Here is a 25,107-nt window from a genome sequence, read left to right as displayed (position 1 = left end):
TTTCACCCCTTACAGTTCAGGTTTTGCTTTATGGTGGTCTGTCGCCTGTTCGAATGCATGGGCGACGCGGTATACTGTGCTTTCGTCAAAGTGTTTGCCGATGATTTGCAGGCCGAGCGGCAAGCCGTTCGCCAAGCCGCACGGGACGCTGATTCCCGGTACGCCCGCAAGGTTGACAGGAATCGTCAGAATGTCATTGGCGTACATGGTCAGCGGATCGCTTGTTTTTTCGCCGATTTTAAATGCCGGCGTCGGCGTTGTCGGTCCGATGATGACGTCATAGTTTGCAAATACGTCTTCAAAGTCCTTTTTGATCAGCGTTCTGACTTTTTGCGCTTTTTTATAGTACGCATCATAGTAGCCTGAGCTGAGCGCGAACGTACCGAGCATGATGCGGCGTTTCACTTCGTTTCCGAATCCTTCGGAACGCGTTTGTTTGTACAGGTCGATCAGGTTGTCGGCATTGTCCGTGCGGTAGCCGTAGCGGATGCCGTCGAAGCGCGCCAGGTTTGCCGACGCTTCAGATGAAGAAAGCAGGTAGTAAGTCGCCAGCGCGTATTTGCTGTGTGGAAGCGATACTTCTTCCCATGTCGCGCCAAGGCTTTCGAGCACTTTCAGCGCTTCAAGCACGGAATTTCTCGCTTCTTCTCCCACTCCTTCGCCGAGGTATTCTTTCGGCACGGCGATTTTAAGTCCTTTAATGTCGCCGGTTAACGCTGACAGATAGTCGGGCACGTCCACATTGGCGCTCGTCGAATCCATTTTGTCGACGCCTGAAATCGCCTGAAGAAGGTAGGCGTTGTCTTCGACAGATCTTGTGATCGGGCCGATTTGATCCAATGAAGAAGCAAATGCGACAAGACCGTATCTGGAAACGCGTCCATATGTAGGCTTTAAGCCGACGACGCCGCAGAAAGATGCCGGCTGGCGAATCGATCCGCCCGTGTCAGATCCAAGTGAAAACGGCACTTCTCCGGCCGCAACCGCAGCCGCAGAGCCTCCGCTTGATCCGCCCGGAACAGTTTCGAGATTCCACGGGTTTTTTGTTTTTTTAAAGCCTGAGTTTTCTGTGGAAGAACCCATCGCGAATTCATCCATATTCAGCTTTCCGATGGTGACCGCTTCAGCTTCGTGAAGACGCTCAACAACGGTTGCATCATAGATCGGATCAAAGTTCTCGAGAATTTTGCTTGCGCACGTTGTCCGCAGATCCTTTGTTACGATATTGTCCTTAATACCGATCGGCATCCCGAAAAGAAGGCCGTGCTCATCACGGGTATCAAGCGCTTCGTCCAATTCTTTGGCGTATGCGCGGGCTTTTTCTTCATCAAGCTGCAAAAAGGCTTGTACCTTTCCGTCAACTTCGTGAATCCGTTTGTAAGATTCATCGACTAAATCTGATATGCTGATCTCTTTATTATGTATGAGACGTTTTAATTCAGATATTTTATGGTCAAACAGTGACATGTTTTCTCGCTCCCTCCTTTATTCAGTCCAAGATTGACGGCACGCGGATGTAGCCGTCTTTATGATCAGGCGCGTTTTTGACAACGTCCTCAACCGGAAGTCCTTTATCAGGGACATCTTCCCTCATGATATTCTTCATTTGCAATACGTGCGTTGTTGGTTTAACATTCTCTGTATCGACTTCGTTCAGCTCTTCTGCAAATGAAATAATGCTGTCAAGCTGTTCGGTAAACATCGCCGCTTCCTCGTCCGTAATCGCCAGTCTGGCAAGATGGGCGACATGCTTTACTTCTTCTATAGAAATACGCGACATACTAAAAACACCTCCAAGGTTATTCTCGCTTAGTCATAATACTGATCATATCAAATTTTAGCCTTCTAAATCAACAAAACCACGATCTTCGCCCCATTAGGCGGCTTTTATTTTATCGCACATGAAAAATTCAGTAAAATAGCACGTACTAATATTCAGAATATTTTTACTTTATATAATATTTGTAAGCGTTTTCATTATGATGCTTATCAGAACCATCGCGCTCTTTTTCAATAAAATCGGATGTTTTTCACGGTTGATTGATGGGGAATAGTTTGATAGGTTAGGTAACTAAGTACGATCTAATCGGCAGCGCCTTAATTCCAATACTTGATTTTTCAAAGAGGGGGCCCTGCAATTTTCTTCGTACCGCAAGTCAGTATTGTCGAAAATTTTAAAGAGGTGATGCCACATTATTTTTAAAGAGGAGAGATATGAAACGTGAGTGTTGAAATATTTATTTCGTTAGGGATTTATTTTGCCGCGATGCTCTTAATCGGCTGGTATTCCTACAGAAAGACATCCAATTTGAATGACTACATGCTCGGCGGCAGAGGTCTTGGGCCTGCTGTTACGGCTTTATCGGCCGGCGCGTCGGACATGAGCGGCTGGATGCTGATGGGACTGCCCGGAGCCATGTATGTGACAGGACTTTCGAGCGCCTGGCTTGCCGTCGGTTTAACAATCGGAGCTTATGTGAACTACTTGGTTGTCGCTCCCCGGCTGCGCACATATACAGAAGTAGCAAACGATGCGATTACAATTCCGGATTTTTTCGAAAATCGGTTTAATGATACGACGAGAATCTTGCGCCTGGCATCAGCCATCGTCATCATGGTGTTTTTCACACTGTACACGTCGGCGGGTATGGTGTCCGGAGGAAGACTGTTTGAAACGGCGTTCGGCCTCGATTATAAAATGGGTCTTTTCTTAACGGCAGCAGTCGTGATTGCTTATACGCTGTTCGGAGGGTTTTTGGCCGTCAGTCTCACTGACTTTGTGCAAGGTTTGATTATGTTTATCGCTTTAGTGCTCGTGCCGATCGTTGCCTTTACTCAATTAGGCGGAATTACGCCGACTTTCAATGTGATCGAAGAAATCAATCCAAGCTTGCTCGATTTCTTCAAAGGAACGACCGTCATTAGCATTATTTCATTTCTCGCCTGGGGACTGGGCTATTTCGGTCAGCCGCATATTATCGTCCGCTTTATGGCGATTTCATCCGTAAAAGAGCTGAAGCCTGCGCGCCGCATCGCAATGGGCTGGATGATCATCTCCGTAATCGGCGCACTGCTTGTCGGACTGATCGGTGTGGCGTATGTCCATGAAACGGGTACAGCGCTTAAAGATCCGGAAACGATTTTTATCGTGTTCTCAAAGGTATTATTCCATCCGCTGATTACCGGATTTTTGCTTTCCGCTTTGCTCGCGGCGATTATGAGTACGGTGTCTTCCCAGCTGCTTGTCACATCAAGCGCCATGACGGAAGATTTTTACCGGACGTTTTTCCGGCGCAAAGCTTCGGATAAGGAACTCGTTCTTGTCGGACGTCTGAGCGTTCTGCTTGTCGCCGTCATCGCGATCCTTCTGTCTCTGACACCGAACAACACGATCCTTGATATGGTCGGCTATGCGTGGGCCGGGTTTGGTTCCGCATTCGGACCCGCCATCCTTCTCAGCTTGTACTGGAAGCGGATGAACCAGTGGGGCGCATTGGCCGGTATGATCACAGGAGCCGTGACCGTGCTGATTTGCATTCTGACCGGTCTGCAGGAGAAGACAGGAATCTATGAAATGATCCCTGGTTTCTTCCTGAGCTTGATTGTCGTTTACGCTGTCAGCATGATCACGAACAAGCCGGCAAAAGCAGCAAGAGATATGTTTGAAGAAATGGAACAGACGCATGAGGAAGAACATTCTTAAATGATCAGGCAATGAAAGCCGCCGGGCGATATCCGGCGGCTTTTTTGCTCAGACGGAATTCTTTTGATGCCACACCGGCAATATAATGGTAGGAGTATTGGGCTTTCTTGCTGATGAATGGTTCCGCGACGTCCCCTTCAAAAACAGTTGTCGATCCATAGCGTCTGTGAGAAAATCATATCAATCATATAAGATATTGTCGGAAAGGAGATCATGGGCATGGATTGGCATATTGAAACAGAAACACTGTTGAAGCTTGGCATCGCAACATTAATCGGAATGGTCATCGGTCTCGAAAGGGAGCTGAAAAACAAGCCGCTCGGCTTAAAAACGTGCATCGTGATTGCGATCAGTTCCTGTGTTCTGACAATGATCAGCATTGATGCGGCATACCATTTTCCAAAGTCGAACAGAATTATGATGGACCCTTTGCGGCTTCCCGCACAAATCATATCGGGGATCGGCTTCATCGGAGCGGGCGTGATCTTACGCAAAAGCAACGACGTCATTTCCGGCCTGACCACTTCAGCGATGATCTGGGGAGCAGCCGGCCTCGGCGTCGCCATCGGAGCGGGCTTTTATAAAGAAGCATTTGTCAGTCTCATTTTCATTTTAATCAGCGTCGAGTTTTTGCCGTGGATCGTCGGCAAAATCGGCCCGAACCGCTTGCAGGAAAAAGAAATCCGCGTCCGCATGTCTCTGAATGACAAGGATAAACTGACGGATATCCTCAAGGAAATGAAAGCGAAAAAAATCCGGATTCATTCCGTCCGGATCGATGATATGCGCGATAATGAATTTCCGGTCATGGAAACGAAAATCATGGTTCATAAGAAACGGTATGTCACCGATGTCTATTACGATATCAAAGCGATCGACGGCGTCGTCGGCGTAAAATGCGATACGCTTTAAAAAAAGCAGCCCTTTGGCTGCTTTTTTTGTGGATCATAAATATGGACAGTCGGTTCTATAGGATGATGGCTTTCTCTCGCCTAGAGGATTTATTCAATTTCCTCTATTCTCCCCTTTTCAACTGTTCGAATAAATAATATGAGGACAAGCGTATATGTAATTCCTTACCAGTAGGGTGGAAATTTGCTATATTCAGTCGTTTTTTACTGATTGATCGCTAGGAGATCTCTTGAAATTTTTTTAATGTCATCAGCCGATGTCTGTTATTGAATTTTATTTAAGGCCGCATCATCTGCCATCACAATCACATCATTATGTTTCCTTAAAATTGAAGCAGGGAACTCTTGGGAGACACGGGTGCTGTTCAGCAGCCGTGCCAATGCTTCAGATTTTTCATTTCCAGACACGAGCAGAAGGATCCGCTTACTTTCCATTATTGTTTCAATTCCCATGGTCAATGCCTTTGTCGGTACTTCGTCCAAGGAACGAAAGAACCGGGAATTTGCCTGCCGGGTTGATTTATCCAAATCAACGATATGGGTTCTGCTTTTAAAGCTTGTCCCCGGTTCATTAAAACCGATATGACCATTCAATCCCATCCCTAATATTTGTATGTCAATTGCTTTTTCGGAAACAAGTCTGTCGTAACTGATGCATTCTTGTTCCAAATCTTCCGCCATCCCATTTGGGATATTGATATTCCTTTGCCTAATATCCAGATGTTTGAATAATATTTCATTCATATAATAATGGTAGCTGTTTTTATTTTCTTTAGCCAGTCCAACGTACTCGTCTAAATTAAAAGCAGTAACATTCTTAAATGATATTTCCTTTTGCCGATACTTTTTGATCAGGCATTTATACAAACCTAGCGGTGTCGAACCTGTTGCAAAACCGATAACAGGATTTTTTGAATTGTTAATGAGCTCAGTCATTAAATCAGCTGATTTTTCACTCATTTCTTCATAACCTGATACATGAATAATTTTCACGTCGTTCTCCTTTCCGCAAAATAACATGTCCAAGACGGACTACTGTATTAAACTGCACTTCAAAAAGACAAGGCATCTTCGCTACACCTCAGTAAGACAATCCATTATTCAAGAACTCCGATATTCCGCTGATAACGATCATTTACTCGATTACATTTCCTTTAGAATCAAATACACCGATAAGTTCAGGATCTTCAGAAACGTTTTTTAAGATTGCAATATGCGCATTCGTGACAAAGACTTGTGTACGAAAAGCAAATATTGCCGTATCGCCGACTTTTGCTTCAACTGTGTTTAATGCGCCATAATAATCAATATGATCAGGTGTCATTTCAATAGCTTGAACCTTCTTAAGATGATTTTTGTTTGTTCCAACCAGCGCCGCTTTCATATGTGAACGCGGATAGAATCCACCGCCGAAAACATAAGCATGATGATTAGATATGTGGGATACTTCAGTTACATATACCATTGCAGGTCTTTCTGCGAGTTTTTTCGTTGCATGAATGGGCGTCGTTCCAATTAAAGCATGACCGGGTTCGCCTTGAGTTGCACCATTTTCCTTCAACAATTTGATTGTTCCACAAGATGTTGCACTTGGCATATTCATCTCAAGCCTTTTATACCCTCTTTCCATTAAAAAAGATTTTACGGTTTGCATGGATGTTACATTCGGAGTAACTGTTGGAAGGCCGTCTTTAATCAATATACAAGGAAAGCTTGTTAAACCTGCAATTTCAATTCCTTCTAACTGTTCAATCGATTCGATATCCTTAACGATTTTTTCAAAAGTGAACCCTCCCTCTTGACCTTTATATATATAATCCTCTTTGTTTGCGATACGTAAAAACACTTTTTGTTTTCTTCCCATTTCCTTAGCTGCTCTACTAATGTTTCGAGCATTTGCAAGACTGAAAACCGTAACATAGTCAGGATGAAGCTTTAATATAGCCGGAATCATATGAATAGGTATTTGAACAAGATGTCCGACATGCCCAATCTTGATTCCATTTTGGCTGAGTGTGATTGCCTCCCACGGGTCTACAGCAACCGCTTTGTCAATTCCGCTTTCGGCGATAGCTTGTGCTACCAACGGATTACGGCCAAATTGCTTTGTCATAAAAAACAGTTCAATATCCTGTTTTTTGGCTTTTCTACTTAAAACTTTTGCATTTTTCTTGACAGTGTCCAAATCTAATACATAAGTGTTAGGTGAAATGATTCCCCGCTGATGAAAATCCAATGCAGCTTCTATTAATTTTTTATTATATTTTAATGTAGATTCCAAAAACATCAGTCTGTCTCCTCTTTTCCTTTTTGCATTAAATGAAGGAATGAACTGCCGTTTTCAGTATTGCGAAGCCCTAGATAATCAGCAGAAGTTGCAGCAATGTCGGATAGCGTTTTTCTTTCCCCGATATTTACGGGGGATAACTTTTTGTGATAAGCCAGCAAATACGTTTTTTCCCGTGTGTGTTGGTTATGGCCGATCGTAGGGTCATTCCCGTGATCTGCACTAATCATCAGCAGATCCTGATCTGTCATTTTACGGAGAATTTCCGGCAAATATTGATCTACCATTTCAATCCGATTCGCATAACGCACAGGATTCTGTGCATGTCCGGCTAAATCGGTTTCTTGTACTGTGGCAGCAATCACGCCTTTTTTGACACGGTCCATCTCCTGTATAATATCCTTCATAACTTGTTCCGTATCTACACCCGGAAACCTATTTGCACCTTTACAATAAATAATGTCCTGCATTTTTCCGATAAGAGAAACTTCCATTCCCCCATTTTTCGCCAATGTTGGCAGCTGCTTCTCGGGAGAGATACCAAAACCTAAGTGACGGACTTGATACCCTTGCTTGTATACATTAGATTTAGGCGAATTCACTCCTACTAATCCGTCTTCTCTTCTTTCAACTGACCTCTGCAAGTGTTCAGGTGTTACATTTTCGCCTCCAAGAACAATCACACGATTTACTTTAACATGATGACGGACACATCTTCCTATTTTCAACACTTCATCAAACGGAATATAATCCAGCGGAGCGCTTACATTATAAATTTGCCCGTAATCTGTTTCGATATTATCGGCCACGACTACTAAATCGTTTACTAATAGATACGGCAAATCTGAATTTGGTATGTTAACTTTATAACCCTGATCTTCCAAAGCGAGTTTAACATGATTGATATGTTCTACAAAAGGAGCTAAATATGTCTTTTTTGGCTTTGTCCCCATGATTTCATTATGCCCTTCAAAACTGTCTGCTCCTTGATGCATCAGGTTCAAAACACCATAGCTGGCAATATGGTCTACATTTTTCAATTTAGGATGGTGCAAGATTTTGTTTATACCCAATTTTTCGAGATTTGGAATGTTTAAAGAAGGCACCGTATCAAGTATGTGATAGAAAGTATTAGCGCCAACGTCTAAAGGGTGATAATCGCTTGCATCTTCCATATAACCGACACCTAAGCTGTCTAATATTATGATAATGACTCTTTTATTCATTTATATCATCCCCTATTGAAGGATTTACACTAAGATTTTCTGTTGCTCGGTGAACGGATATGTTTAGAATTCTTAAAATGGTCTCAGGACCGCTTCTTAATGGATTAATGCGGATCATTTTTTTGGCCAGTGATGGATCTGCAGATAAAAAAGTGCCAGACACTCTATAAAACATTGGTGCAAACTCGTATTTTGATTCAGCACCTACCGGATGGGGTGCCGCTCCCAATTCATTAGCATGATGGAGCACTTTTTCGGCAATTGGTTTAACAAACTCTACAAGTAAGACTTTTGATTGTGCATTTGCCAAATAAGCCTTTTTAACACCTTTAATGGCTCCATTATTAAGCGAGTGAACTAACTGATCATTGACACTTGCTTGAATTGCCAGCATAACCGGCGCATATACCAGGCCCCTTAAAGCTTCTAAAGCTTCATAACCTTGAACTTGGCTTCCGCCTGAATAGTTTAAATTTTCTATTCTTTGTATTAAATCATTTTTGCCTAAAATGACTCCAATACCTTCCGGACCTAGTAGCTTGAACAATGAAAAGGTGGACAAATCGGCTTTGACTTGCGCTCCAACCTTTTCTGCTTTCATCGCAGCATAGTTGTCATCCGTAATAATGACTAGACTAGAATGAATGGAACGTATTTTTTTTATTGTTTCAGCCAAATCGTAATGGTCATCTATTTTTTGCCTCGTATGCTGAATCAATACACCTTTTAACTTCGGGTGTTTGAGGATGGCTTCTTTTATTTGTTCAGAATCGTGAAAATCCGCGTATATTGGCAAGACCCCCATCGACTCTAACGTTGTTTTACTTGTTGGATATATAGGTGCGTCATGGACTAGGATCTCGTCACCTGGCTTTAAAAAACTCATAAAACCAAATCTCAATGCCCCTGTTCCTGCACCACGAACTAACATTGCTTTCTCTGTGCCAAAGAAATCGGCTAGTGTCTCTTCTATTTTTTTTGTGAACCGCGGTTTATTCATTCCTTTTACAACGCCTAAATCGCCAAGTGAAAGCAATTCTTCTCCTCGAAAATGTCTTGTCATGACATCCACCAACTTAAATTGTCTATGCATGGCTTCTTCAATAGATAGACTATATAGAGGATAAGTTTCCATGCTCATTCACTCTCCCCTTTCATAAAAGCGCGAGGATTTTTAATCAACATCTTATCAATTGATTCACCAGTTATTCCATAGGTTTGCAAGAGAGGGATAAACGTGTCTATCAAATATGAATAGCCCACCCCGCCTTTATATACCAAATGTGATTTTCTGGTGATGTCCATAGACAGCAAAACCTTGTCTATATACCCTTTAGCCTGTATCTTTTTCAACATTTCTGCCCGAACACGATCAGACATATAATTTTCTTTACCTATTGTATCGAATTCTACATACACACCTTCTCTCAGCATTTTCAATATATAATCGGCATCTCCTGATAAATCAACATGCCCTATCACCACTCGGTTTAAATCAACTTCATGTTTTTTGAAAAATTCTACTTGTTCATGCCCTAATGTTCCTATGGAAGTATGGGTTGATATTGGTTTTTTTGTTTTCTTATGCGCCACAACAACCGCTTCAAATACTTTTTGTTCGGTTTCCGTCCATTTATTGTAACTTGTTCCAATTTCACCGATCAGCTCGGCTTTAGCATCTGTTCCTCTAATTCCTTCAACAATCTCCATTACCATTCTTTCTGCCAACTTTTCTTTTGGTTCGCGAAACACATGGATCGGGTAAAAAGTATCTTGGTAGAAACCAGTTGAAAAGACAATATTAATGCCTGTTTCTTCTGCTACTTTTTGAACGTATGTAATATTTCTCCCCATTCCAATATTCGTGACATCCACAATATTGCGTACGCCCTTTTCGTATAAACTTTTAAATTCTCTAACGGTTTCAGAAAATACATCCAACTTACAATCCTCATTGTTTTTTACTTCGGAAAGGTCTATCGTTGTATGTTCATGCATATAGGTCATTCCGTCTTTCAACATTCGGAAACTTCCCCTCTTTCGATGATTTAGCCAACCTGCCATAAACCGACTGCATAGAGAAGATTGGCAACAATCCCCAACAATATAACTGCAATAGGGCCGACAGCCAATTCAACAAGTGGTTTTGATGCAATTCGGTTTATTAAATAAAATCCAATCACCCAGAAGAAGCCAATACCGGGAGCAATTTTTTCCCCTGCCATCGCACTGCCAATTAATATAGCCATTCCTAGAACATCTGACAGCGAAGTGCGAATATGCTCCCCCATCTCCCTTACACCAGGCAGTTTGTCCATACTTTTTGATACTGCGGATAATGATACGACCTCTAAATACATGACTAAAAAGCCCAACAGAAATGCTAATATCGGTATATCCCTGAAAATAAGACCGATTGCAAATACCAAAGTGGTACCAGCTAAACCATAAACTCCTGTTACGATCGCAGTTGAAAAAACTAAAGGGATGAAGCCAATTCCACGTGCAAATGTAGCGATTGCCGCCTCTGTGTAAAGCTCTTTATTAATCAATGCTTGAGGCATTGCATCCACTGCTAAAATCAGCATGGATGATGTTAAAGAAACAAGTCCTCCCATAAGAGCTAATAACCAGCGGTTTTTTTTAATTCGATTTACACGCTCATTAAATATATTCACTAAATTTGCATTAGTAGATTCATCTCCGCCTCTAATTCTCGCAGCATAATAAATCATCATTAACATTCCTGCTAATAAAGCCATTCCTTCAGGACTGAGCGAAATTTTATATCCTGCAGCTTGAAATGTTCCAAACTTCTCGAATAAGAGAAACGAAGCCAAAGTGACGATTGCAGTGACGGCGGCTTTTTTTAAACCGTGCTGATATCCAACCGCTACAGCTGGAAATACTGTAAATGCAATAATAATAGGCTGACCAATAAGACTTAAAGAATCTATAAAATTCACGGGAAACATGCCAAATAAATCCACTACAAATTGCAGTCCTAAAACGATTCCAATACTATAAACGGCACCAATAACCCCTGCAGTTATCATGCCTATTTTGTTTTCCGGAGTCCAAATGCCAATAATGTCACACGCCAATAAAATGCTGTGTCCAATAATGATTGTTGCTCCTATTGAAAGCGGAATACCAAACCCTATGATTAAGCCAAAACTTAATGCAAAACTTGTTGCAGCAAGCTCCCCTCTTGTCATTCTCCCCTCAAGGTATTCGGGCATAATCGGTCGCAAACCATCATTAAACACTGCTACTCCGCGATTTACTAGTATAGAACCTAATGCACCAACAGCCGCTATGACAAGACATTGAATTAAAGAAAGGTCCATTCATTATTCACCTCTATGATTTTTCTCATCTTCTGTACATCATGTCATCCGTGCTTCTTAAATCATCCAGGAAAGCGCTTTCTTTAACTGAAAAAAATGTATACAGTTGAAGCCGGTGTAACAAAATATAAAGAAAAAAATTCATTTATTTTAATAAATAAGGAATTAAAATGTTTAATATATTTTGTGAAGACGAAGCTGTAAAACCAAAGGCAATTTTGCCGCTTTCTACTTCCTTCTCGATCTCTTCCTTGTTTTTTATGGTACTTGGCGAAGCCAAGGTGACGCATTTATCTTTGCCTAATAATGCAATTGCCATTGCAAGCGCACCACCGGATCCTGTTTCACAGGCGCCAATATAATAATCTACCTTATTGTTTTTCACAGCCATAACAGCGTCCAAATCACCTTTAACCAAAACTTCTACATTGCTTCCCCCAATTTCTTTAACAAGTTTTTCAATCGCTTGTTTTTTCAACTGTCCGCCTATTACGATTCTCACCATAATAAAACCCTCCTATTCATTAGATTCTATGACTTTATGAAGATGAAGATAAAAATAGACACGCTCACCTTCTGGAAGTTCTAAACCTGCCAGTGAATGTATAAAATCTATCACTTCTTCTATAGCATTTTTATATGGTGTTTCGTACACTTCATTGATGATGGCATTTGCAGGACTTTCTTCGCTTTCTCCCCTCTCAATTCTAGTTAAAGCCATCGCCATGTGCGTCCAAAACATTTCAGAGTCTTTGATCACCTCCTTTTTCAGCTTTTTTGATAAGAAAACAAATGTGTTCAAAGTTGTGTTGAAAGCATTTTTTGTAATCACTTGACTCGTTAGTAAAATAGACAACTTTTCTTCCAGCTGTATTTGGTTCACACTAGTTCCTCCAATATACTGTATTTAGTATTTTAAATTTCAAATGCTGACCCATCGCCTCATGTATTGATTGACAAGTCGGATGGGCCGGCATTTTAGTAGCGCGGTATTTTCTCTCCTTTTTCTACACTTTTTTGAGTGTCTAATATTTGTTTCTCATTAACCAAATGCCACTTTTCTGCTATTTCTTTTTCTCTGTCTCCTTCAATAACAATAACGGCTTCAGTTGTATCCTTGGAAATTTTCTTGGCTTTCGGTGAAAAAAAATCGATTGCTTTAAACGTTTGAATCATTCTTTTGTCATCGGCATTCCAAACTGCTGCATCAATTTGTTTTGAAAGAAGCATATCGAAAAGCTGCATATAATTCACATTGACAAACTCTGCATTTTTATTTTCAAATTCAGCCAATGTTAATTGTTTCTGATCTAGAGACTCCAAATCAACACCTACTCTTACGACATCCTTACCTATTTCCTCATCTGGATGAGCTAAGAAGATTTTATGGGAAGATACATAACTGCTTTCCCCGAATTTCTTAAAAATTTTCAAATTTGGATATTCTGCTATGATATGATCTGCCGTCATCTTAGAAACAATTGCAAAATCACTTCTTTTTGTTCGGACTGCTTCAATTCGATTCACTCCGCCACGCATATAGATCAAGTTAACTGTTTTTCCGGTTGATTCAAACCCTTCCACAATCCCTGTTGCCAGCCCTTCATATTTCCTTGAATACGGAAGTGGCATTGAGCCGATTAATGGTGCAATACCTGCAATCTCAAGTAATAAATTGTTATCCTTACTTACCAAAAACGTTCCTAAATGGCCTCTAGCCTCCAAATGAATCGCTTTCATATCAACCAATAAATTCAGCGCACTTTGGACAGTCCCCCTGCCGATGGATAACTTATGACAGTAGTCTGAGATGCGGGGAATTTTTTCACCTGCTTTGATATTCATCAATTCTTTAGCAATATTTTTAGCAGCCAAACCATTTTTAGAGTAAAATTTTTCCCACATAATTCATCTTCCTCAAAACAATATACTATATTCTGTATAATCAATTATAAGAGTTGTATCCTAATTTTGCAATAGTATTATTCAGAACACTATAAAAAAATATTTTGTTGGCGCACCGTGAATGAATGATAGGTCTCCTTATTCCTGTTTCCGCGTGACAAAAAGAAGCAGCCGAGAAGGCTGCTTCTTTTTTATGAATCATAAATATGAACGGTCGGTTCTTTGTCTCCCGGCTTTTTCAGGATAACGGCTTCCTGCCCGGCTGACGAATTAATGTTGATCTCAACGTTCAGTCCGCTTTTGCCGTAGTAATCCATTACTTCACCGGTCAAGAACTGGGTAAAGGCGATGACTTCGCTTTTGCCGTAAAACTGCATCGGGATGTTGATTTTCATGTCCTGCATTTGGTCGTCTTTATAGAGAGCCGTGCCGACAACCCCTGTGTAGTTTGGAAAATACGTATCGACTTTGTTTTTAAAGCGTTTGAAGAGCTCCGCGTCATCCGGATGTTTCTCTGAACCTTCTGTTGAAGGGAAGAACGTGTACTCTTCATTGATTTTATCCCAGCCGCCGAGCTCGCTTGTCCCGGATTTCACATCGGTTTTGGCGATAAAGTTTCCAGGGACGATCGATGACTTAGGCGCCTGCTTGTAGAGCATGATGGTCAGCGGAATGTTTTTCAAATCATCCATGTTTCTGATCCGTTTCGCCACTTCCTCGGCGATTTTTTCGCCTTCCTGCCTCAGCTTTTTGTCGCTGATGGTCACTTCTTTTTGCGGGTCGCCGACATTTTCGCGGTAGTAGTAGACAGAGTTCAGCGCAAGGCCGATCACGACGCCGCCGAGCTCAATCGTATCCTTGTCTTTGCGGACGAGGTAGTCATGCTCAAGCATATGGGCGAGGTATACCGGGCTTTCTTCGTTTTGCTTCTCTGTTGACCCGCTCCCGGAAAGGGCGGGGTTCAGTCCGAGGTTTTTGAAGTTTTTATCGTCTTTCTCCGCTTTTTTCAGGTCGTCTCCCGTTTTTTTGCGGGCGAGCCAGCTCGTAACTGTATCCTCATCCAGGTATTGTCCTTCTTGAAAAAGGTAATCGTCAGTAGAAAATGAATCTTGCGCAAGGCGCATCATGCCTGTCTCAAATTCATCGATATCCAGCCGCGTATTCAGGCGTTCGGTCGTCAAGCCGCGGGCTTTCCCCGCCTTGAAAGGAAGAACCATTTTATAATAAGAATCGGAGATGTTGTATTTCGGAATGATGGCTTTTTCTTTCGACTTATCCGTTTTCTGCACCATCTCCTGCTCTTCTTCTCCCCCAAAATTCGGCGCACAGGCCGAGAGCATGAGCATACCCGCAGCAGCCGCCAAACATAATATCTTTTTCAATAGAAAACACTCCTCTTATTTCTTTAGCTCACTGATCAGTCTTGCTTCATCCCATACTTCGATGTTCAGCTCTTCAGCTTTCGCCAGTTTGCTGCCTGCCGCTTCGCCGGCAATGACGAGATCGGTTTTTTTTGCTTACACTGCCTGTGATTTTTCCGCCGAGCGCTTCGATTTCCGCTTTCGCGTCGTTCCGCGACATTTCGTTGAGCTTCCCGGTCAGGACGATCGTTTTCCCCGCAAAATACGAATCGCTCGCTTCAGCGGCCGCTTTTTTCGGGCCCTTATACTCGGTGTTCACCCCGAGTTCTTCAAGCTCGTCCAACAGCTTTAAAATCTCTTCTTTTTCAAAATAAGTGACGAGGGCGTCCGCCATCTTCTCGCCGATTTCATCGACTTCCACCAATTCTTCTTTTGTCGCTTTTTTGAGCCTGTCAAGCGTTTCAAAATGCATCGCCAGTGTCTTGGCCGCTTTGGCGCCGATGAAGCGGATGCCGAGTCCGAAGAGAAGCCGTTCCAATGAATTCTCCTTCGATTTTTCAATCGACTTCAATAAGTTGTCGGTCGATTTTTCCCCCATCCGCTCGAGATTGATCAGCTGCTCGCGCGTCAGCTTATACAGATCGGCGACATTGTGGACGAGGTCTTCGCGGAACAGCTGGGTGATGACGCGCTCGCCAAGACCGTCTATATTCATCGCGTTCCGGGAAACGAAATGGATCAGGCCTTCCCTGATCTGAGCCGGGCACTCCGGATTGATGCAGCGAAGCGCGACTTCTCCTTCAATTCTGACAAGCTCGCTTCCGCATTCCGGGCATTCCTTCGGCATGTTGAATTCTTTCTCTTCTCCCGTCCTCTGTTCGACGAGCACGTTGACAACCTCGGGAATGATGTCTCCTGCTTTTTTAATGACGACTTTGTCCAGCAGTCTGATATCCTTCTCTTTAATCAAATCTTCGTTGTGGAGAGAAGCTCTTTGGACGGTCGTTCCCGCCACTTTTACAGGTTCGAGAATCGCAGTCGGGGTTACTGCACCCGTCCGGCCGACGCTTAATTCAATGTCCAAAAGCGTTGTGACAACCTCTTCGGCAGGAAACTTGTAGGCGATTGCCCAGCGCGGGCTTTTTGCCGTAAAGCCGAGTTCTTCCTGCTGATCAAGGGAGTTGACTTTAATGACGATCCCGTCGATTTCATACGGGAGGTCGGCGCGTTTTGTCTTGAGCTCTTCGACGATCTCAATGACTTCTTCGATCGTGCTGCATTTTTTTCTTTCATGATTGGTTTTAAAGCCGAGTTCGTCGAGGAAATCAAGTCCCTGGCTTTGCGTTTCAACGCCCATTTCGTCAAGCTCCGCTATACTGTAGACGAAGATGTCGAGATTTCGTTTCGCGGCGATTTTCGGATCGAGCTGCCTTAATGAGCCGGCAGCGGCGTTCCGCGGGTTGGCGAACGGCTCTTCATCCCGTTCGAGCCGCGCTTTGTTCAGCAATTCAAAGGAGCGCTTCGGCATAAAAGCCTCGCCGCGCACTTCAATTGAAAGATCGCGCTTCATTCGGAGGGGAATGTTTCTGATGGTCTTCAAATTTTCTGTAATATCCTCGCCCGTTGTTCCGTCGCCTCTTGTCGCACCTCTGACAAATAAGCCGTTTTCATAGCGCAGTGAAACAGCAAGACCGTCTATTTTAAATTCGACGTTGTACTCAACATCTCCGACCGCCTGGCGGACGCGGCGGTCAAAGTCGCGCAGATCTTCTTCATTAAACGCGTTGCCGAGGCTCAGCATCGGCGTTTTATGCTGCACTTTTTGAAAGGCGTCCAAAACGGCTCCGCCGACGCGCTGAGAAGGAGAGTCCGGCGTTTTCAGGTCGGGGTGCTCTTCTTCAAGAGCAATAAGTTCCTTCATCAGCTTGTCATATTCGGAATCAGGCACGCTTGGGTCGTCAAGGGTGTGATATTCGTAGTTGTATTTGTTAATCAATGCATGCAGTTGTTCCACACGGCGTTTAGCTGCTTCTTTTTCCATTGGTTTCGTCCTTTCATTTCAGGTCTTTTGCCATTTATTGCTTTTCAATAGGCGCAAAGGCCGCGAGAAGACGCTTCACTCCGGTCGGGCTCGGGAAGGCGATGTCAAGCTCAGTCGATTCGCCGGATCCTTTGACGCTGACAACGGTTCCGACGCCCCACTTTTTATGGGAGGCTTTGTCGCCGACTGCCCAATTGACACCGTCGCCGCCGGTTTTGCTGTACGATGCAGCCGGCCGGGTAACCGGGCCTCTCCGCTCCGGCTTTCTTCCAAACGGCGTTTTTAGATCTTTTTTCTTCTCGTTTAGATTGTCCAATAATTCTTCCGGTATTTCCGCAATGAACCTTGATTCCGGGTTCATATTCGTTCTCCCGAACAATGTCCGCATCCGCGCGTTAGTTAAATAAAGTTCTTCCTCAGCCCTCGTGATGCCGACGTATGCGAGTCTCCGCTCCTCTTCCATCTCCGCTTCCTCCATTAGGGAGCGGCTGTGCGGGAATACCCCTTCTTCAAGCCCCATCAGGAACACGATCGGGAATTCGAGTCCTTTTGCGGCATGAAGCGTCATCAAGATGACCGCGTCTTGATTTCCGGTCTCTTCTTCCTTTTGATCAAGCTGATCGATATCGGCGATAAGGGCCAAATCTGTCAAAAAGGCGACGAGCGATTTATCTTCGCTTTGCTGTTCAAAGTTTTTCGTTACGGAGAGAAACTCGTCGATATTTTCAAGACGGCTCTGCGCTTCCAGGGATTTTTCCGCTTTCAGCATTTCGCGGTATTCGGTTTTTTCAAGGATTTCTTCCGTAAGCTCTGTGACAGATAAGTATTCCTGCATGTTCGTCAGGTTTTCGATCGTCTGTCTGAACTCGTCAAGCGCGTTCGCCGCTCTTGCGCTGAGGCCGATAAAGTCAACCTGTCCGAGCGCTTCAAATAAAGACATTCCGTTCATATCGGCATAAGCCGCAATTTTATCGACTGAAGTCGCACCGACGCCGCGCTTCGGCACGTTTACGATCCGCGCAAAGCTGATATCGTCGTCAGGATTTGCGACGAGGCGCAAATACGCAAGGATGTCTTTGATCTCTTTCCTGTCATAGAACTTCGTGCCGCCGACAATGTTGTAGTTGATGTTCGCTTTCATCAGCGTTTCCTCGATGACACGCGATTGAGCGTTCGTCCGGTACAAAATCGCGATATCAGAGAAAGATCGTTTTCCCGAGCCGACGAGCTCCCTGATTTTGCCCGCGACAAATTGGCCTTCGCCAAATTCGTTGTCGCCTCTGAAGTAGGAGATTTTCGCTCCTTCGTCATTTTCGGTCCAGAGGTTTTTCGGCTTTCTGTTGGAGTTGTTCTGAATCACTTCATTGGCCGCGTTCAATATCCGCTTTGTCGATCTGTAGTTTTGTTCGAGTAGAATGACGCTTGCATTCGGATAGTCTTTTTCAAACGACAGAATGTTGGCAATGTCCGCGCCGCGCCATCTGTAGATCGACTGGTCGGAGTCCCCGACGACGCAGATGTTTTCGAAGCGCTGCGCCATTTTTTTGACGAGCAAATACTGCGCCCTGTTCGTATCCTGATACTCATCGACATGAATGTATTGGAATTTCCGCTGGTAGTATTCGAGCACTTCCGGCACCCGGTCAAACAGGATGATCGTCGTCATGATCAGATCGTCAAAATCGAGCGACTGGTTTTTCCGCAGTTTTTTCTGATAATCTTTGTAGACATCGCTGACGACTTGTTCAAAAAAACCGCCGGCTGTTTTCTCGTACTCTTCCGGGTCGATCAATTCGTTTTTCGCACTGCTGATCGATCCGAGTATGCTTCTGGGATCGAATTTTTTCGGATCGATGTTTCTTTCCTTTAAGATTCCTTTAATGACGGAAAGCTGATCTGACGTATCAAGAATCGAGAAATTCCGGTTGATGCCGATTCTGTCGATGTCTCTCCGCAAAATTCTCACACACATGCTGTGGAACGTCGAAATCCAGATGTCGTCCGCTCCCGGTCCGAGAATGCGTTCCACACGTTCTTTCATTTCTCTGGCCGCTTTGTTCGTAAATGTAATCGCCAAAATGTTCCACGGGGCAACGCGCTTCTCCGCCATTAAATACGCAATGCGGTGCGTCAATACCCGCGTCTTTCCGCTTCCTGCTCCGGCCATGATCAAAAGCGGACCGTCCGTCGTTTTGACCGCTTCCTGCTGCATCTTGTTTAATCCGCTTAATAATTGGTCGCTAATGTAATTCAATTCCGTTCACCGCCTATTCAAACATATGTTCTATTATAAACCAATCCGGTTCGTTGTGCTCATCCTTTTACGGCCTTTACCGTTTGCAGCGCATCTTCGAAATTCTCATAAATCGCGTTTCCGACGACGATCACATCGGCGTGCTCAGCCATTTTTACCGCCGTCTCCGCATCTTTGATGCCGCCGCCGTAAAACAGCGTCGTTTCCTGAAGCACCGCTTTTGTTTCCTTAACGGTCTCCGAATCCCCCAGCATGCCGCTGTATTCAAGATAAAAGACCGGGAGGCGGAAAAGATGTTCTGCCACGCGGGCGTATGCTTTAATATCCTCAATGTCAAGCTCGGTATCTGCGTTTGTTAAAGCGGCAGCCTTGCAGTCCTGATTCAAAATACAGTACCCTTCAACAACAATCTCATCAGGTGACATCAGCTCGCCGTATTCTTTCATCGCCTTTTTATGTAAGCCGGCAATCCAGTCGGTATCTCTGCTGTTGAGCACAGTCGGAATAAAATAGAGATCAAATCCCGGGACGATCGCGTCAATCGTCGACACTTCCAGGACGCACGGCACTAAAAAGCGGCGCACTTTTGACATCAGCCGAAGGACATCATCTTCTGTGACATGATCGCTTCCGCCGATCAAAACCGCGTCTGTTCCAGATTCGCACAGCTGTTCAAGCTGATCATCCGTAATATCTTTATTCGGATCGAGTTTAAAGACATGCTTCCACTCGGTAATATCGTACATGAAAAAAGCTCCTCCATTCGTTCTTACCATTTAAATATTATAACAAATTCAGCCCCTTTCGAAAAACGGATAACGAATAAACGATAAACGTGCAGAAAGCACAAAAAAACCGCCGGTGCTCAGTGCCCTGAGCCAGGCGGTTTCATGACATCATGAAGATGATTCAGATTGATTTGCTTTGACGCGGTCCAGCGCCATGATATAAGCGTCATTTCCGTAGTTCAGGCAGCGTTTCACCCTGGAAATGGTCGCGGTGCTCGCTCCGGTTTCCGTCTCAATTTTGTGATACGTGTTACCGTCGCGCAGCATTCTGGCTACTTCGAGCCGCTGAGCCAATGACTGAATTTCATTTATTGTGCATAAATCATCGAAAAAACGATAGCATTCTTCGAGATCTTTTAGTGATAGTATGGATTGAAAAAGCTGGTCCAGCTCTCTCCCGCGCAATTTATCGATCTGCATCTTTACACACCTTCTCCTTTGCTAATAGAAACCTTGCTGAGATCGGGAACGACATTGATCCACGTTTTTCCCGGCACAAACGGAACGGTCTTGCCGTCCGTCTTCGGTATGATCCGGCCGTTTTCGTTCTTCCAGCTGATCCGATGGACTTCCCCGTTTTGCAAAAGGAGCCCTTTTCCGCCTGAACGAAGGTCAATATCCCTTCTCCCGTACGCATCTTTCATATGATGTTCGGCTTCCGCTATTAGAATGTTTTGAAGAACAACAGGTTCTTCTGTTTCAAGGTCTGTTGTCAAAATACCGTCTGACTTTCTCACATAGCCTTCAACCTTTTTATCATAACCATATTCGACACGGTTTGTAACGGATTTTGTTCCGTAATCTAACCGTATAGAATAAAGCGCATCCGAAGGTTTGTCAGGGCTTGCTTTAAAAGTGAGCGGTTCTGTGCGGGTTTCGATGGCATATCCTTTGTCATCTGCTGCTTGCTTTACATTTTTATATGACGTGTACGAATTATGCGGCGCTTCCCGAAAATCGGCCCTCCAAAACAGGCTGCCGTCGTAATCCATCCCATTGATATGATCGGCGTCGCCGTTCAACAGGCGGCTTTTTGCACCCGGACTCCAGCCGTGATGCACCAAGAGGCTGTCAAAACCGAGAGCCAAATCAATGAAATACTCCCGGACGCTGCGGACTGGGCCAACCGCTTCAGGCATGTCGCTTTGATAGATCGCCAACAATCGTGTGATCGGTCCTTCACTGAGAGCTTCAATGACAATGTCAGCCTTACTTAATCCCGACTGCGGCCGTGCTTTTGAATGATTGTTCACCACAACGGCAATGGACCGCTGTCGAATATCTCCGTCCGCCTTCAATCCTGTCAGCGGATGAATGTTCTTTTCCTTTTCCTGCTGTTCCTGCGACTGGCACGATGCAAGCAGTAAAAGAGAAGCAAAACAAAGCAGTACTCTTACGTATCGATTCACCATAGATTAGCTCCCGCTCTTTTATATTTTAACGCATTATCGATGGAAAGAGTACAGTTTTTTTCATCACATCAAAGATCCCTTTCGGCGTCACCCTGATATAAGGCAGATGAGTGCTTTGCAAAAAGAGCAGGGTGTAGATCGGGTCGTCAAACGTATAGCCTCTTTCAAACAAAAGCTCTTTTAACGTCTTTTCCCTTTCAAGCACCTTTTCATACATCTCATTTGATGCGCCGCCGCTTAAATGAAGAGGAATTTCGTGCAGGATTTTTCCGTTTTCCGCTAATACGATACCTCCCCCGATTTCTTTCATCCGCTTGAAGGCCAAAAGCATGTCTTCCTTGTTTTTGCCGACCGCGATAATATCTCCCGTTGTCGAATAGGAGCTGACGAACCCTTGGACGCGGGTTGCAAAGCCTTTCAGCATCGTATTGACACGCCATTTTCCGTATTTGTCGAACAGCGAGAGATAGCTTTCATCATGGTCAAAAGAAAGCTGGTTGACAGAGTTGTCAATCTCAATCGTATAAGGCTCCATAATGACGGAATTCCTCATTTTTAAGCCGAGCGGCATGGAAAACTGCAAGTCATCCATCGTTAGATCATATGAAAGGTTCAGAGGGACAAGACCCCCTTTTTGCCAATCCGGAACTGTAAACGCATTCATATTTACGCCGCCTGATTTGATCAGCCGCCCTTTTGCCAAAACTGTCTCCGGATTCGGTTCATCAGGGCTATTCAAAATGTTGAGCGTTGCGTATCTGCCCGGTGCCACCACACCGAGGATATCCTCCATATGATAATACTTAGCGATATTAAACGAAGCCATATTATAGGCATCGATCAGCGGCACGCCCTCTTCGATGGCAATTTCAATCAGCTTGTTTGTCATGCCTTCTTTATAAAAGTTCGGCGTTGCACCGTCCGTTGTATAAAACATATGGTCATAATGGTGAAAGCCGTCTTCGTGCAGCTCGCGCAAAATCTTTCGCAAATCAGGACGGATGGAAGACTGCCTCAAGCCGACGTGGTATCCAAGTTCAAGCCGCTTCAGCACTTCCTTTCCAGTCATGGCTTCATGATCTGCGTCAGCGCCGAAAAGCTTCATCTTCGTGAGCGTTTTTTCCGATGCCCCCGGAAAATGGCCCTCGATCCGCTTTCTCCTTCTTTTCGTGCACTGCATGCAATGAAGGAGCAGATCATCGCCGTCCAAGAGGCGCGGCCAGCCTGTCATTTCTCCTCCCTGGATGACGTCCGGGTGTTCTCCCCAACGTTTTCGGTAATCGATCGATAAAATTTGATCTTCATTCAACACTTCAGTCTGCAAGTCATACCTTGACCACCAATAGTAGTGGACAGGCTGTTTTTTCAGTTCTTCCAATATAGAAAACGCTTTCTTTTTTCCGCAATGCAAAAGCAGAAACAAGTTGTCATTTACGAATGTCGTCGTTCCAAACTGTGACACATATTCAGCCAAAGTTTGGGGATTATAAATTTGAAAAGGATGGACATGCGGCTCAATATACCCGGGTACAATGTATTTTCCTTCACAATCTATTGTAGTTTTAACAGCCGTCTTCGGCAAGTCACGGCCGACGTAAACGATTCTGTCATGATGAATCCATACGTTTGCCAGAATCCATTGCTTTACATACGGGTTCAGTACAGAGGCATTTCGTAAAAGGAGCGTTGGCTGCAGCCTTGAACTTACAACATCAACTTGCGATCTGATGTGTTTGTTTTTCCAAATTAAGGTGCGTTCGGACATTCACATACTCTCCTTTACATGTAATGATCCTATGTTAACACATTTACTATCGTCACGCATTACCAATCCGTTACAATTTTTCGAAAAAACACTTTATTTAATTATTTAAATAGGAGGAATGAAGCATGAAGCAAAACATCGGACTGTTTGACGCCGTTTTTCGCATTGCCTGCGGACTGACGATCCTGTCGGCGGCAGCGGCAAAGTTTACGAGAAAACCGTGGTGCAGAATGACGCTTTTCTGCATGTTTATGGGGGCGATGAAGGCCGCTTCCGGCATCTTGCGATTTTGTCCCATGACATATGTTTGCCAAACTTATATGAAGCAGCAGGGAGAAGCTGGCGAACAATCGTAAAAAGCACCTTATAGGTGATTTCAGACCGTTGACAAAATAGGTCGGATTTCTAAGGTCCTACCTATTTTTTGTCCAGTTTATTTTGTTTTTTCGATGAAAAGGACGGCGGTTAGGGCCTTTCCATGTCCATTCATGTCAGCGAAAACAAGCATCGCCTGCATGGACAATTTTTTCTTTCCCCACAGGGTTGTCCAGCGCAGGCCATGCCGCAAAAAACCCGTTCGATGGTTTCGCGCATGGAGCGATGCCCAAACACGTATTGAATCAGAACCATTTTGATCAATACAACGGGATCAATGCTTGGACGTCCTTTTGAAGAATAAAGAGGGGCAACTTTTTCATAAATAAATGAAAAATCCATGGCTTCTTCCATCTTCCTGACCAGATCATCTTCAAGGACAAGTTCACTTAAGGCAACGACTTCAAGCTGTTCACGCTGATCTTTTGAGTGCTTGGACAACATAGTAAAACCTCCAAAATCTAGATTCCACTCACATTTTTTTAAAAAAAGCTTGTCGATGAAGCCACTTTTTATGACTTTGTCGACAAGCTGAAACATCCTAAACCGGGATGCTTTTTTCTATTCGGTCAATTTTTCAATCTGACCCATCACATCGCTGATCTGCTGAGCGCTTTGCACCAATTCTGACTGCTCCAGCTTCTCGACTGTTAATTTTCCTTCCTCAACACTTTTCAAAACATCCTCAGCGCTTTTTTGCAGTGTTTCATTATGCTTCTCGATGGTGTTATGAATCTCGGCTGCGGCATCGGGAGGGGTTAATTCATTAAAATCGGCTGCAGCCTGCTGGATAGACTCAAGCTGAGTTTCCAGCTTTTCTTTTGCACCCGTGTCGTTTACAGCCTGTTCAGCCAAGGAAGGCGCCTCCTCCGCAAATGTCTTCACTTCTTGGATATATCCGGCCGCTTCATTTGTATAGTTCAATCCGTCATTCACCTGATCAAGCATTCCGCATCCGCCTGCACCTAAAAGGCCCATTCCGGCAAGAACTATAAGAATTCTTTTCATTGTTTGCCTCCTTATCGTTTCTTTTTCATTTTTTCTTTCAAAATCGGAATTAATTTTTCTTTCGCCAAAGGCAGACCTTTCTTCACCAATTCACGCTTCAGCCATTTCCCGAGCTTAGACACGGTCAGTCTCCTTTCCCTTTTGATAAAAATGAAAAAACTCCACCGATTTGGTGAAGTGGATAAACAAAAAGACCTTCACCAAATCAGATTTGGCAAAGGTCTCGCTAACAATTAGATTGCCAGCAAAGCCGAGGATCTAGGACATCCCGTAATGACGACTTTACTGTGACAGCTACTCCCCTTTGGAGTATTCATTTTTATTACTTTCATTTTAAGGCACAAGGCTTATCCAGTCAAATTCCTGCTGGCCGGCTTATGAAAGAAATGCCCTGTCCGTAAAAAAACACCTTCTTGGGAATGAAAGTGGCAGATTGTTGACGAAATCCTAAAACGGTTTAAAGTTTTAGGATTTCGTCATCTTTTATAGGGGCTTTTTTTATATTGAATGAGGTCATTTTTGCAAATGCTCTCTTATACAATCTTCACATAAAATCAAGCCGTTGCTCTCCAGAAACCTTTTGACATGGGTGATTCCTGATAATCCGACGGGCTTGTCTATGTAATAAAATGTCTCGTCTTTTGATATTTGTTTTTTACACCTTTTGCAGGTTACATGACTCATATGCTTTCTCCTTCCCTATCACTGTCTTAATAAAATG

At 43.9% G+C, this 25,107-nt stretch carries 21 protein-coding genes and 2 pseudogenes; 3 read left to right on the top strand and 20 right to left on the bottom strand.

Annotated features, from left to right (window positions below):
• Positions 1–9: 9 nt before the first annotated feature.
• Positions 10–1,467 carry an Asp-tRNA(Asn)/Glu-tRNA(Gln) amidotransferase subunit GatA gene (gene gatA / locus M1D67_RS03830; protein WP_023855604.1) on the bottom strand — a complete coding sequence of 486 codons (1,458 nt, stop codon included), beginning with the start codon at positions 1,465–1,467 and terminating at the stop codon, positions 10–12.
• Positions 1,468–1,489: 22 nt separating this feature from the next.
• On the bottom strand, positions 1,490–1,780 hold the full coding sequence (gene gatC / locus M1D67_RS03825; RefSeq protein WP_003179590.1) for an Asp-tRNA(Asn)/Glu-tRNA(Gln) amidotransferase subunit GatC: 291 nt from the start codon (positions 1,778–1,780) through the stop codon (positions 1,490–1,492).
• Between the two features lie 441 nt (positions 1,781–2,221).
• Between gatC and putP the strand changes: the two genes are divergently transcribed.
• Positions 2,222–3,703 carry a sodium/proline symporter PutP gene (gene putP, locus M1D67_RS03820; protein ID WP_479831600.1) on the top strand — a complete coding sequence of 494 codons (1,482 nt, stop codon included), beginning with the start codon at positions 2,222–2,224 and terminating at the stop codon, positions 3,701–3,703.
• A 219-nt stretch (positions 3,704–3,922) separates the two neighbouring features.
• On the top strand, positions 3,923–4,615 hold the full coding sequence (locus tag M1D67_RS03815; protein WP_020450464.1) for an MgtC/SapB family protein: 693 nt from the start codon (positions 3,923–3,925) through the stop codon (positions 4,613–4,615).
• A 263-nt stretch (positions 4,616–4,878) separates the two neighbouring features.
• On the opposite strand, the gene nagB is transcribed toward M1D67_RS03815, so the two are convergent.
• The 16 genes and pseudogenes from nagB to M1D67_RS03735 all read right to left on the bottom strand — a co-directional run bounded on the left by nagB (position 4,879) and on the right by M1D67_RS03735 (position 23,003).
• Positions 4,879–5,607 (bottom strand): glucosamine-6-phosphate deaminase, encoded by a 729-nt coding sequence (nagB, locus tag M1D67_RS03810; RefSeq protein ID WP_020450463.1) that lies wholly within the window; start codon positions 5,605–5,607, stop codon positions 4,879–4,881.
• Between the two features lie 142 nt (positions 5,608–5,749).
• Positions 5,750–6,901 carry a YhfX family PLP-dependent enzyme gene (locus M1D67_RS03805; RefSeq protein ID WP_479831599.1) on the bottom strand — a complete coding sequence of 384 codons (1,152 nt, stop codon included), beginning with the start codon at positions 6,899–6,901 and terminating at the stop codon, positions 5,750–5,752.
• A complete protein-coding gene (locus tag M1D67_RS03800) occupies positions 6,901–8,127 on the bottom strand; it encodes a phosphopentomutase (protein ID WP_479831598.1) in 1,227 nt (408 codons plus the stop codon). The genes M1D67_RS03805 and M1D67_RS03800 overlap by 1 nt, the downstream gene beginning before the upstream one ends.
• Complete coding sequence (locus tag M1D67_RS03795; protein WP_154059256.1) at positions 8,120–9,268, bottom strand: aminotransferase class V-fold PLP-dependent enzyme; 1,149 nt, start codon at positions 9,266–9,268, stop codon at positions 8,120–8,122. Before M1D67_RS03795 ends, M1D67_RS03800 begins: the two co-directional genes overlap by 8 nt.
• Entirely contained in the window at positions 9,265–10,149 is an 885-nt protein-coding gene (locus tag M1D67_RS03790) for a phosphotriesterase family protein (protein WP_048350655.1), read from the bottom strand. The genes M1D67_RS03795 and M1D67_RS03790 overlap by 4 nt, the downstream gene beginning before the upstream one ends.
• 26 nt (positions 10,150–10,175) lie before the next feature.
• The gene (locus M1D67_RS03785) at positions 10,176–11,477 is read right to left on the bottom strand and encodes a YhfT family protein (protein ID WP_020450458.1); all 1,302 of its coding nucleotides are present in this window, start codon (positions 11,475–11,477) and stop codon (positions 10,176–10,178) included.
• A gap of 145 nt (positions 11,478–11,622) precedes the next feature.
• Positions 11,623–11,982, bottom strand: coding sequence for a DUF2620 domain-containing protein (locus M1D67_RS03780; RefSeq protein WP_020450457.1), 360 nt, complete (start codon positions 11,980–11,982; stop codon positions 11,623–11,625).
• Between the two features lie 12 nt (positions 11,983–11,994).
• Positions 11,995–12,360 (bottom strand): PRD domain-containing protein, encoded by a 366-nt coding sequence (locus tag M1D67_RS03775; RefSeq protein WP_479831597.1) that lies wholly within the window; start codon positions 12,358–12,360, stop codon positions 11,995–11,997.
• Between the two features lie 95 nt (positions 12,361–12,455).
• Entirely contained in the window at positions 12,456–13,382 is a 927-nt protein-coding gene (gene yhfZ / locus M1D67_RS03770) for a GntR family transcriptional regulator YhfZ (RefSeq protein WP_020450455.1), read from the bottom strand.
• Between the two features lie 191 nt (positions 13,383–13,573).
• Positions 13,574–14,764, bottom strand: a complete 1,191-nt coding sequence (locus M1D67_RS03765; RefSeq protein WP_023855598.1) for a CamS family sex pheromone protein — start codon at positions 14,762–14,764, stop codon at positions 13,574–13,576.
• Between the two features lie 15 nt (positions 14,765–14,779).
• Positions 14,780–16,784, bottom strand: a pseudogene (gene ligA / locus M1D67_RS03760) (NAD-dependent DNA ligase LigA).
• 34 nt (positions 16,785–16,818) lie between these two features.
• Positions 16,819–19,038 carry a DNA helicase PcrA gene (gene pcrA / locus M1D67_RS03755; RefSeq protein WP_020450452.1) on the bottom strand — a complete coding sequence of 740 codons (2,220 nt, stop codon included), beginning with the start codon at positions 19,036–19,038 and terminating at the stop codon, positions 16,819–16,821.
• Between the two features lie 59 nt (positions 19,039–19,097).
• Positions 19,098–19,784: a heptaprenylglyceryl phosphate synthase gene (gene pcrB, locus M1D67_RS03750; RefSeq protein ID WP_020450451.1), complete on the bottom strand. Its 687-nt coding sequence runs from the start codon at positions 19,782–19,784 to the stop codon at positions 19,098–19,100.
• A gap of 150 nt (positions 19,785–19,934) precedes the next feature.
• Entirely contained in the window at positions 19,935–20,246 is a 312-nt protein-coding gene (locus tag M1D67_RS03745) for a YerC/YecD family TrpR-related protein (protein ID WP_003179568.1), read from the bottom strand.
• Between the two features lie 2 nt (positions 20,247–20,248).
• The gene (locus tag M1D67_RS03740) at positions 20,249–21,238 is read right to left on the bottom strand and encodes a DUF3048 domain-containing protein (protein ID WP_079289226.1); all 990 of its coding nucleotides are present in this window, start codon (positions 21,236–21,238) and stop codon (positions 20,249–20,251) included.
• Positions 21,239–21,263: 25 nt separating this feature from the next.
• Positions 21,264–23,003: an adenine deaminase C-terminal domain-containing protein gene (locus M1D67_RS03735; RefSeq protein WP_095292965.1), complete on the bottom strand. Its 1,740-nt coding sequence runs from the start codon at positions 23,001–23,003 to the stop codon at positions 21,264–21,266.
• Positions 23,004–23,128: 125 nt separating this feature from the next.
• Here M1D67_RS03735 and M1D67_RS03730 point away from each other — a divergent pair, with 125 nt between their 5' ends.
• Positions 23,129–23,359: a YgaP family membrane protein gene (locus M1D67_RS03730; protein ID WP_020450448.1), complete on the top strand. Its 231-nt coding sequence runs from the start codon at positions 23,129–23,131 to the stop codon at positions 23,357–23,359.
• Between the two features lie 199 nt (positions 23,360–23,558).
• Here the strand turns inward: M1D67_RS03730 and M1D67_RS03725 are convergent.
• Together M1D67_RS03725 and M1D67_RS03720 are read right to left on the bottom strand one after the other, a co-directional pair.
• Positions 23,559–23,822, bottom strand: a pseudogene (locus M1D67_RS03725) (transposase); the annotation flags it as partial.
• A 117-nt stretch (positions 23,823–23,939) separates the two neighbouring features.
• A complete protein-coding gene (locus M1D67_RS03720; RefSeq protein ID WP_020450446.1) occupies positions 23,940–24,386 on the bottom strand; it encodes a DUF6376 family protein in 447 nt (148 codons plus the stop codon).
• Between the last annotated feature and the right edge of the window lie 721 nt (positions 24,387–25,107).

The sequence above is a fragment of the Bacillus sp. PK6-025 genome, from assembly GCF_056530265.1.
This window is presented reverse-complemented; position numbering and strand designations above follow the sequence as displayed.

Excerpts from the sequence above, each read along its gene's own strand:
- M1D67_RS03795 (WP_154059256.1), bottom strand. The coding sequence starts at position 9,268 with ATGAGCATGGAAACTTATCCTCTATATAGTCTATCTATTGAAGAAGCC.
- M1D67_RS03745 (WP_003179568.1), bottom strand. The coding sequence starts at position 20,246 with ATGCAGATCGATAAATTGCGCGGGAGAGAGCTGGACCAGCTTTTTCAA.
- M1D67_RS03800 (WP_479831598.1), bottom strand. The coding sequence starts at position 8,127 with ATGAATAAAAGAGTCATTATCATAATATTAGACAGCTTAGGTGTCGGT.
- M1D67_RS03785 (WP_020450458.1), bottom strand. The coding sequence starts at position 11,477 with ATGGACCTTTCTTTAATTCAATGTCTTGTCATAGCGGCTGTTGGTGCA.
- M1D67_RS03720 (WP_020450446.1), bottom strand. The coding sequence starts at position 24,386 with ATGAAAAGAATTCTTATAGTTCTTGCCGGAATGGGCCTTTTAGGTGCA.
- M1D67_RS03740 (WP_079289226.1), bottom strand. The coding sequence starts at position 21,238 with ATGGTGAATCGATACGTAAGAGTACTGCTTTGTTTTGCTTCTCTTTTA.
- M1D67_RS03805 (WP_479831599.1), bottom strand. The coding sequence starts at position 6,901 with ATGTTTTTGGAATCTACATTAAAATATAATAAAAAATTAATAGAAGCT.
- M1D67_RS03815 (WP_020450464.1), top strand. The coding sequence starts at position 3,923 with ATGGATTGGCATATTGAAACAGAAACACTGTTGAAGCTTGGCATCGCA.
- M1D67_RS03730 (WP_020450448.1), top strand. The coding sequence starts at position 23,129 with ATGAAGCAAAACATCGGACTGTTTGACGCCGTTTTTCGCATTGCCTGC.
- pcrB (WP_020450451.1), bottom strand. The coding sequence starts at position 19,784 with ATGTACGATATTACCGAGTGGAAGCATGTCTTTAAACTCGATCCGAAT.
- gatA (WP_023855604.1), bottom strand. The coding sequence starts at position 1,467 with ATGTCACTGTTTGACCATAAAATATCTGAATTAAAACGTCTCATACAT.
- M1D67_RS03780 (WP_020450457.1), bottom strand. The coding sequence starts at position 11,982 with ATGGTGAGAATCGTAATAGGCGGACAGTTGAAAAAACAAGCGATTGAA.
- gatC (WP_003179590.1), bottom strand. The coding sequence starts at position 1,780 with ATGTCGCGTATTTCTATAGAAGAAGTAAAGCATGTCGCCCATCTTGCC.
- yhfZ (WP_020450455.1), bottom strand. The coding sequence starts at position 13,382 with ATGTGGGAAAAATTTTACTCTAAAAATGGTTTGGCTGCTAAAAATATT.
- M1D67_RS03735 (WP_095292965.1), bottom strand. The coding sequence starts at position 23,003 with ATGTCCGAACGCACCTTAATTTGGAAAAACAAACACATCAGATCGCAA.
- M1D67_RS03790 (WP_048350655.1), bottom strand. The coding sequence starts at position 10,149 with ATGTTGAAAGACGGAATGACCTATATGCATGAACATACAACGATAGAC.